This is a genomic window from Mesorhizobium carmichaelinearum (assembly GCF_900199455.1).
Taxonomy (GTDB): domain Bacteria; phylum Pseudomonadota; class Alphaproteobacteria; order Rhizobiales; family Rhizobiaceae; genus Mesorhizobium; species Mesorhizobium carmichaelinearum.
In genome coordinates this window covers 1-8,459 of the sequence record NZ_FZQR01000076.1, presented here as the reverse complement: position 1 = coordinate 8,459, position 8,459 = coordinate 1, and the positions used below count along the sequence as shown (strand labels likewise).

The window sequence follows — 8,459 nt, the reverse complement described above, 5'->3', positions numbered from 1 at the left end:
GGCGCGAGCGTCGGCACATCGTCGAGACCCAGATTCCGGAACAGGGTCGCCACCAGCGTCGATGCGATGTGACGCCCGATGATGCGCTCGCCGGCATCGGTCTGGATGCGGTAGACCTGGCAGTCATGGTCCGGCAGCCGCCGCCAGATCGGCAACAGCAGGCCGGTGACAATGTGGAAGGTACTCGTCGTGAACTCCGGGACGGCGGCGACTTCAGTCTGCCATAGGTCACAGAACAGGTTTCGCTCGGCCGGCTGCCAGTGCGTTTCGGCAAGGGCGTCGAGGCCAAAGCGCAGCTCGTCGGTCGGCCGCAGCAGGCGCACGCGGTGTTCGACGGTCCCGTCGTCGAGCATGAGGCTCGCCGTCGGAAGCTGTATCGCCGCGCGGCTCGAACGGGTGTTCACCAGCATAAGGGATTGGGGCTCGGCGCGTGCAATCGCCAGTGCATCGACAAGGCCGAGCGGTCGGATGCGGTCCTTGCGCTCGACGGTAAGCACATGTGACTGCGCGCCCGAGACCGGGTGTGTGTAAACAGTCCTACGATCCGTGACGACGATGCTCTCCGCCGTGATCGTCTCCAGTCCCTTGTCATAGTTGCCGGCAGCGATGGCGCCTTCCACCTTCGCCGTCATCAACTGCTCGAACACCTCGAACAGCAGGTTCTGGGTTTCGATGCGCAACGCAAGCAGCCGATTGAGCCAGGTTGTGATCGGAGGCAGTTCGTCGCGCAGCCCACCTTCGTCGGTGGTTAGCGACAGACCGGTGACCGCTTCGAAGGTGGTGAGCGAGCAGCCCTCGATCTTGCCCTGGTGCAACAAATAATAAAACTGGCGCAGGGCCGCGCGGGCATAGGGGCTTTCCAGATTGTCCTCGGCGCGAAACAGCCCTGCCCCGCCAGTCTGGCGCTGGCCGCGCGTGATCGCGCCCAGCGTGTCGAGCCGCCTGGCTATCGTCGACAGGAAACGCTTGCCGGCCTTCACATTGGCGGCCATGGGCCGGAACAGTGGCGGCTGCGCCTGGTTGGTGCGGTGCGTCCGTCCGAGACCCTGGATGGCGTTGTCGGCGCGCCAGCCGGCCTCGAGCAAGTAGTGCTTGCGCAGTCTCTGGTTTTTTGCGCCGAGATCGGCGTGATAGGAGCGGCCGGTGCCGCCGGCGTCGGAAAAAACCAGCACGCTTTTGTCGTCATCCATGAAGCTTTGCGTCTCGGCGAGATTGGCCGAACCGGGACGGTTCTCGACGGCAAGCCGGTCGACGCCGTCGCGGCCGGTCTTCTTCACGATGCGCCGCGAGCGGCCTGTAACCTCGGCAACGACATCGGTGCCGAAGTGATGGAGGATCTGGTCGAGCGCGCTGCCGACCGGTGGCAGCGACGCAAGTTTTTCGATCATCTCGTCGCGCCGGCGAACCGCTTCGCGGCATTGGACGGGATTACCGTCCGCGTCATGGACGGGCCGCGAAGTGACGTTGCCCTCGGCGTCCGAGTACTCTTCGAACAGCTGCGTCGGGAAGGAGTGCATCAAATACCCTCCTACGTACTCACGCGGCGTGACATCAACGTGGAGATCCGACCATTCCTCGGTGGGGATGTCGGCCAGCCTCCGTTCCATCAGCGCCTCGCCGGTAGAAACGATCTGCACGACAGACGAATGGCCGGCGACACGGTCCTGCTCGATCGCGCCGATCAACGTCGGCGTCATCATCGAGGTGATAAGGTGGTTGAAGAAGCGCTGCTTCGTGCTCTCGAAGGCCGATCGCGCCGCCGCTTTGGCGTTGCGGTTGAGCGTGGCGGAATCGCTGGTGATGTTGGCCGCCTCGAGCGCTGCGATCAAGTTGTTGTGGATGACCTGGAAGGCGTCGGCATAGGCATTGTAGATGCGGATCTGCTCCTCTGTCAGCGCGTGCTCGAGGAGGTCGTATTCGACGCCGTCATAAGAGAGCGAACGCGACATATAGAGGCCGAGCGATTTCAGATCGCGGGCGAGCACCTCCATGGCAGCGACGCCACCGTCCTCGATCGCCGCGACGAACTCGGCCCGGTTGGCGAATGGAAAATCCTCGCTGCCCCAGATGCCGAGACGTTGCGCATAGGCCAGGTTTTCCACGGCGGTCGCACCGGTCGCCGAGACGTAGACAACACGGGCATCGGGCAGCGCGTGCTGGAGGCGCAGGCCCGCTTTGCCCTGCTGCGAGGGAGCGACGTCGCCGCGTTCGCTTTTTCCCCCGGCGGCGTTTGCCATGGCGTGCGCCTCGTCGAAGACGATGACGCCATCGAAAGACTTTTTGGTCCCTGTCGGGCCTTCGGCCCTCCCCGCCGCGTTCTCTCCAGTCCCTGTCGCGCCTCCGACCCTCCCCGCCGAGTTTTCTTCAGTCCCAGTCGGGCCTTCGGCCCTCCCCGCCTCTTGTCCAACCCAGTCGAGGATCTGGGCGATGCGGGACTTCTTGCCCTCGCGCTCCTGCGAGCGGAGCGTCGCGTAGGTTGTGAACAGGATGCCCTCGGCAAGGCGGATCGGCGTGCCCTGCCGATAACGCGAGAGCGGCTGGACCAGAAGCCGTTCCTGGCCGAGCGCTGCCCAATCGCGCTGGGCGTCCTCCAGGAGCTTGTCGGATTTTGAGATCCATAATGCTCGCCGACGGCCCTGCAGCCAGTTGTCGAGAATAATGCCGGCGACCTGCCTGCCCTTGCCGCAGCCGGTGCCGTCGCCGAGGAACCATCCACGGCGGAAGCGCACGGCGTTCTCGGCGTTCTCCGGTGCGGCCGAGACGACATCGCAGGTGTCGTCCACCGTCCAGGCGCCGGCGAGGTGGCCGGAATGGGCTTCGCCGGCATAGATGACGCTTTCGAGCTGGGCGTCGGACAGCAGGCCCTCTTGGACGACGGCCACCGGCAGCAAGGGGCGATAGGAAGGCCGGGGCGGTGCGACCGCCGCCATCGCCGCCGACTGCACGAGCCGTGTCGGATGCGGCTTCGCCTGGGGAATATGGATCGCCTGGAGGGCGTAGGGCTCATAGATCGTATCGGTGAGCCGGCCGCCTTTCTCCGGCATCCAGTCCCTCAGTTCATAGGCAAGGGGGACAGCCGGCGTCCTTGCCATCACCGGGCGGGCAGGCGTGGTCCGGGCCGCTGGGCGAACCGGCTGCCCGGTCTTTGGGACAGAGGCAGGCGCGGACCTGGCGGCAGATCGCCCGGCCAAGCGCGTGGCGGTGTCGCGCAGGATGCCGCTCGCGAGAGCGCCGATCGAATTCGGAAAGCCGCCCGGCGTCCGCGGCGGCAGATCGGAGATCCACGAGAGCAGCGTCTCGGCAGTCATGGCTTTTCCCGGCGAGGCGATAAACCGGGGAGGATCGGCAGCGGGCACCTTGTCGATGACGGTCAGCCGGGTTTCGGCCGTGGTTCCATGGCGGGCATAGACGCGGCCGTCGATCGCAGCGGTGAAGAGAACGGTGCCGTGCTCCTGCAGTCGTTCGAAGGCAGGCATCTACTTGGGATTTCCTGGTGAGATCCCGGTGCCGGTGATGGCGACAAGGCGGCCGCCCGGGCGCAGTCGCGCGAACGCCGAGGACAGGTGCCGCCACGCCGCATCGGCGACGTGGCCATCGACATGGGCGCCAACAGTGAAGGGCGGGTTCATCAACACGATGGAAGGCTGGATAGCCGCATCGAGATGATCGTCGATATGCGCCGCGTCGTGCCGGGAGGTGAAAACTCGCGGGAACAACAGGCCGAGCAGGTCGGCGCGCGTTGGCGCAAGCTCGTTGAGCACAAGCGAGGCCTGTGCGATCTCGGCATGAATGGCGAGAAGGCCGGTCCCTGCCGACGGTTCGAGAACGATATCCGACGACGCGATCGCGGCAGCACGTGCCGTAACGAAGGCAAGCGGCAGCGGCGTCGACAGCTGCTGCATGGCCTGGCTTTCGTCGGAGCGCCGCGTATGGGTGGGAAGGAGTTCGGCAACGCGCTTCATCATCGTGAGCGTCGCCTGCGGTGTCGTTGACCGGGACAGGATCGTCGGGCCGAACCTGCGGATGAACAGGACCTGCGCGGCTTCGAGGGCTTCATAGGCGTCTTTCCAGACCCAAAAGCCTTCGGCATCGGTGCCGCCGAAGCTTTCCGTCATGGCGGCGTGGAGTGCGTTGCTGGTGACGAGCTTGCCCTGTTCGAGAAAGGGCAAAAGCAGCGCTGCGGTCTGGTGAATCGCCTGGGCGGGGTTGATGGCGTGAGATGCCGGCGTGGCAAGGGGAGCGGCCGTCAGGGCGGCGGCCGGTGTGGTCGTAACGATGTTCATGGAGATGTCCTTCGCGAGAGGGGGTGGTGGCCCACGCGCCGGCACTCTCTCCGCGCCAGCCGGGCCACACTCCTCCCGGCTCCCCTCTCCCTCTGGCGCCGATCGATCAAACGGGTTGCGCTCTGCGCAAAGCCATGGCTTGAATACGCGCACAGGGATGCGGCGGCGACCTGGAGCTGTGGAGGGGATGCGACGGTTCAGAATTGGCAGTGAGGTCTACGAGGAAGGAGCGCCTGACCTGCAGGCGGCGCTGGCGAACGCCTATGCCCGCAAGGAGCGTCCACTATGCCTGTGCCGTGAGCCGGGCTGTCCGATGTATGTCGCCCGCATGGGCGACCTCCATCTGATCAAGCGCATGCCGCTCAGCGGCGGCGGGCATGATCCGTCCTGCGATTCCTACGAGCCCCCTCACGAATTATCTGGGCTGGGCCCCTTGATGGGCGGCGCAATCCAGCTCGATCCGCAAAGCGGCATGGCGGCTTTGAAACTCGATTTCAGCCTGTCGAAGACGGGGAGCCGGGCAGCGTCCGTGCCTGCTGGCCAAAACTCCGCCAGCCTAAGCGGAGATCCAAGCAGGATGTCACTGCGTGGCCTCCTTCACTATCTCTGGCACGAGGCCGAATTGACGGTCTGGACATCGAGATGGGCCGGCAAGCGACATTGGTGGAATGTCCGCTGGCACCTTCTCGAGGCGGCCGGGCAAATGACGGTGAGGGGCGGACCGCTCGCGGATATCCTGTTCGTGCCCGAGCCGTTTCGGGCCGAGAACAGGCAAGCGATAGAACAGCGTCGCAACGCGGTTCTTGCTACAGCACTTCCGCCGAAATCCGGCCCGCGAAAACTGCTGGTGCTGGTCGGTGAGGTCAAGGAGATCGTTCCCGCCCGATCGGGTCAGAAACTCGTCATCAGGCATTTGCCCGGTTTTCCCTTCATCATCGATGACGCATTGCACCGGCGTTTGCAGGCTCGCTTCGAGAGGGAATTGTCGCTGTGGGAAGCGGATTCGACTTCACATCTCGTGGCGATCGCGACCTTCGGGCTGAACCCGGCCGGCCTCGCCATTGTCGAGGAAATCGCGTTGATGGTGGTGTCCGAGAACTGGATTCCCTACGAGACGGTCCCTGAGAAGAGGCTCGTCGATGCGCTGGCCCTTCTTCGCGAGAAGAGCGTGAAGGGATTGCGCTACGACCTGCAGCCCGACCAGCCGATCGCCAACGCATTGCTTCAGAACAGGGAGGAGCCAATCGCGTTCTTTGTCGTCCCGGCCGGAACAGATGGCACGTTCGAGGCTTCGCTCGACGAGATGATCGCCGCGCGACCGGAGATCGGCTCTTGGGTATGGCGGGTCGGCGATGGCGATATGCCGCCACTGCCAGTTTGATCGTCGCGCGGATTCTTCGTTGGCCGGTTTGAGGTGAACTCAGGCGAGGCCTAACTTCTTCTTCAACTCGGCATTCTCTTTGCGCAAACGGTCCGCAAGCAGGTTCTTCAGTCGCTTGTTCTCTTCCTCGAGCGCGAGCAGATCCTTGAGGTCGCCGCTATCCTGGGGAGGGGCCGCGGCCTTCTTCCAGAGATAATAGGTCTGTTCGGATATACCCGCCTGACCGACGGCATGCTTGAGGGTAGCGCCGCCGGCAATCGAGTTACCGATCTGGGCAAGCCTCTGCGAGCGTTCGATCCGGGAGTAGACTTTTCGCCCGGTCCGGACCGCTGCAGCTGGGGCTTCGACTGCCTTCGAAGCAGGCTTGGCGCCATTCTTTCGCGGAGGCTGTTTGGGCTCAGCCTTTGCCTTTCTCGGCCGTAAGGTTTTCTTTTTCGTCTCGAGCGGGTTCGGCGTGGCAGATGCTTCCATAGTACCTTGGCGTAATTGAGCTTCCTGAGGATCGGCCATGTAAGACTCCGCTTTCTGATTGGGTTGATCTTCTGCATCGATAGACCCGACGACGGTGACAACCGGCCGAGGATTTGACAGAAACACTACCTCTGCATCCCTGGCCACCTCGGCCGCAATAGCGGACAGGTCAACATCACCCCAAATGGGACGACCCAGTTTTTGAACGCCGCGCTTTTGTTTAACCTCTACGATGAATGGTCGGGTCTGTTGCTTCATATGCCTTTCCTGGTGAGAAACGATTTGCCGATAGATCGCTGTCTCTCGGGTAGAGCTTTATAGAAAGAGCCCGCGGGAGGGCAAGTGTCGTTTTCAACCGATTAATCCTCGTGGGGATGGCACGCTGGCCGCTATCTCAGCCTTTCCTCATCCAAGCCGGGCCGAATGGCTTGCCGATATTGGCAAAGTCGCGCCCGCGGGAAGGCCGGGTTCGATGCATCGTTCAACCAGCCGCACGAAACAGAAGCCATCGCAACGCTGGAGGTTGGCCGCGAGGCGGGGCATTCCAGACCTCGCCCAGCAATTGCCGAAGGCGCAGGTCCGGCATGCTCAGGTCGAACGCGCTTGATAGATGCGCATATTCGCCTCGTGGCGGCGGCTTACGAGGGGTCCGCATCGTTGCCCCCTCTCCTTGTGCTGCGTGCGCGTATCGCGGGCATGCGGCTGTCGATTTCGTCGTCTGACAGATCCTCGAGCAGTTTCAGGATCGTGCCGTCGCGGCCGTCATCGACCAGCAATGCACGCTTGCCGTGGTGCTCGACGGGCCAGGCGTCGGGATTGATTTCGCCGGCTATTCCCTTGAAGTCCGGATGCGTCGTGTTCCAGATGGCCTCGAGCTTTTCCTCACGGGTCATGCTGTCGGTCGCGCCCGTCTCGTGGGCGATGATGGCGGCGCGCATCTTGTCTGGGGATTGCCGATCCGAGAGGTCGCAAAAGCCGTGATACCAGCGTTCGCGGCCCCGGATCCTGATCTCGAAAAACACACTGGTGACGTTGCCGGCCTTGAATTCCGAAATGCCGAACAGCCCGGACCTTTGGAACAGAGGCGGCAGCAGTCCGAGCATAAAATGGTAGGAGGAGGCCTCGATCTGGAACCACTCACCTGAATACGGCGTGCCGGAAAGCGGATCGAGGTCTGGGTTGTCCTTGTGTCGATTGAACAGCTGGAACATGTGCTCGCGCGTGGCAACGCCGACGAGCACCTTCCTGAAGGATGGATTTGAGGTCATGGCGGTTGGCTCCTGAAGCAGATCGACACCGCGCGGCGTGACCTGAAGACGAAAGAGCCCGGCACGATGGCCGGGCTCGGGTGAATCGGAATGGTGGTCTTCGATGATCCCCTGGAGGATCGGGGGGCGTTCCGCGCTTGCCGTGATCGTCTTCCGATACCCCCTCCTTGGAGAGCTCTGCGGCGCCATGCGGTTAACCGAGGCCGCCGCAGGCTTCGGATGTCGGGGCTGTGGCCTCAGGCGGCGCGGCGGTCTGCGGAAAGAGAAGGACCCCGTCCGATGCCGGTGATGGCGCGGACGGCCGCGGCGAGGGCCGGAATGTCATCATGCCGAGCGCGACAAAATGGTTGGCCCCGCCTGTGTAGTCCTTGCGGGACTTGCAGGTCCGGATCAGGACGCCGTGGCCCGAGGAAAGCCCGAACTGGCCGACCTGGATATAGGCGCGGTCATGGTGCAGGATGATTTCCCCGGAAACGGCGATGCCCGCCTTATTGGAGCGCAAGTCAAAGCTGCCTGGCGGAAGTGCAAGCTCGGCAGCGAGCTTCTTCAGCCGTGAGCGGGCTGTCGTGTGAAAACGTCTCTTCTGCTGTTCGTCGTAGGAGCAGCTTCGGTTCCAGTCGAACATGTCGATCTCCATGAAAGCGAACAGGCCCGGCGGAGGTGCCGGGCCTGGTGGGGAGCGGGAGGGCGACTATTCGGCGGCCTGGAGATGGTCCGTCTCGTCGCCGTCGATGGTCACCGGCTCATCGGAAGACAGATCCGCATCGTCGGCGAGGAAGGCCGGCAGTTCGGCCGCATCGCCATCGAGCGTCGCCTCGTCCGACGTTTCGCCGGCGATTGCGCCGCCGCCATTGGCAGCCGCGTCTTCGACCTCGAGGCGCAGCGGCTCCGGCAGCCAGTTCGATCCCTCGAGAAGTCGGGCGGCCTCACGGGCCATGATCTCCTTCTTCATGTGGTCGATCAGCTGCGCGGAGTCTTGGCCACGGGCTTCGCGGACAGCCTGCAGAATCCGCGCCTTGGTGAGGCGCCCGAGGAACTCGACCGTGGGCGTCCAGC

General features: G+C 63.7%; 6 protein-coding genes and 1 pseudogene. 1 reads left to right on the top strand and 6 read right to left on the bottom strand.

Features of this window, described 5'->3' with window-relative positions; genetic code table 11:
• Positions 1-3,476: strawberry notch family protein (locus tag CKW40_RS41505; protein ID WP_244571551.1), on the bottom strand; the 3,476-nt coding region annotated here is incomplete at its 3' end.
• Positions 3,477-4,283: a class I SAM-dependent methyltransferase gene (locus tag CKW40_RS46160; RefSeq protein ID WP_244571550.1), complete on the bottom strand. Its 807-nt coding sequence runs from the start codon at positions 4,281-4,283 to the stop codon at positions 3,477-3,479.
• Between the two features lie 187 nt (positions 4,284-4,470).
• Between CKW40_RS46160 and CKW40_RS41500 the strand changes: the two genes are divergently transcribed.
• A complete protein-coding gene (locus CKW40_RS41500) occupies positions 4,471-5,664 on the top strand; it encodes a DUF1173 domain-containing protein (protein WP_095205290.1) in 1,194 nt (397 codons plus the stop codon).
• Positions 5,665-5,703: 39 nt separating this feature from the next.
• On the opposite strand, the gene CKW40_RS41495 is transcribed toward CKW40_RS41500, so the two are convergent.
• The 4 genes and pseudogenes from CKW40_RS41495 to CKW40_RS41480 all read right to left on the bottom strand — a co-directional run.
• The gene (locus CKW40_RS41495; protein ID WP_179298314.1) at positions 5,704-6,393 is read right to left on the bottom strand and encodes a transposase; all 690 of its coding nucleotides are present in this window, start codon (positions 6,391-6,393) and stop codon (positions 5,704-5,706) included.
• A 380-nt stretch (positions 6,394-6,773) separates the two neighbouring features.
• Positions 6,774-7,403, bottom strand: a complete 630-nt coding sequence (locus tag CKW40_RS41490) for a DUF1419 domain-containing protein (protein WP_095205291.1) — start codon at positions 7,401-7,403, stop codon at positions 6,774-6,776.
• Positions 7,404-7,596: 193 nt separating this feature from the next.
• Complete coding sequence (locus CKW40_RS41485) at positions 7,597-8,040, bottom strand: hypothetical protein (RefSeq protein WP_244571549.1); 444 nt, start codon at positions 8,038-8,040, stop codon at positions 7,597-7,599.
• Positions 8,041-8,094: 54 nt separating this feature from the next.
• Positions 8,095-8,459, bottom strand: a pseudogene (locus CKW40_RS41480) (DNA-binding protein); the annotation flags it as partial.

Coding starts and splice junctions, on each gene's coding strand:
- CKW40_RS46160 (WP_244571550.1), bottom strand. CDS start 4,283: ATGAACATCGTTACGACCACACCGGCCGCCGCCCTGACGGCCGCTCCC.
- CKW40_RS41500 (WP_095205290.1), top strand. CDS start 4,471: ATGCGACGGTTCAGAATTGGCAGTGAGGTCTACGAGGAAGGAGCGCCT.
- CKW40_RS41495 (WP_179298314.1), bottom strand. CDS start 6,393: ATGAAGCAACAGACCCGACCATTCATCGTAGAGGTTAAACAAAAGCGC.
- CKW40_RS41490 (WP_095205291.1), bottom strand. CDS start 7,403: ATGACCTCAAATCCATCCTTCAGGAAGGTGCTCGTCGGCGTTGCCACG.
- CKW40_RS41485 (WP_244571549.1), bottom strand. CDS start 8,040: ATGGAGATCGACATGTTCGACTGGAACCGAAGCTGCTCCTACGACGAA.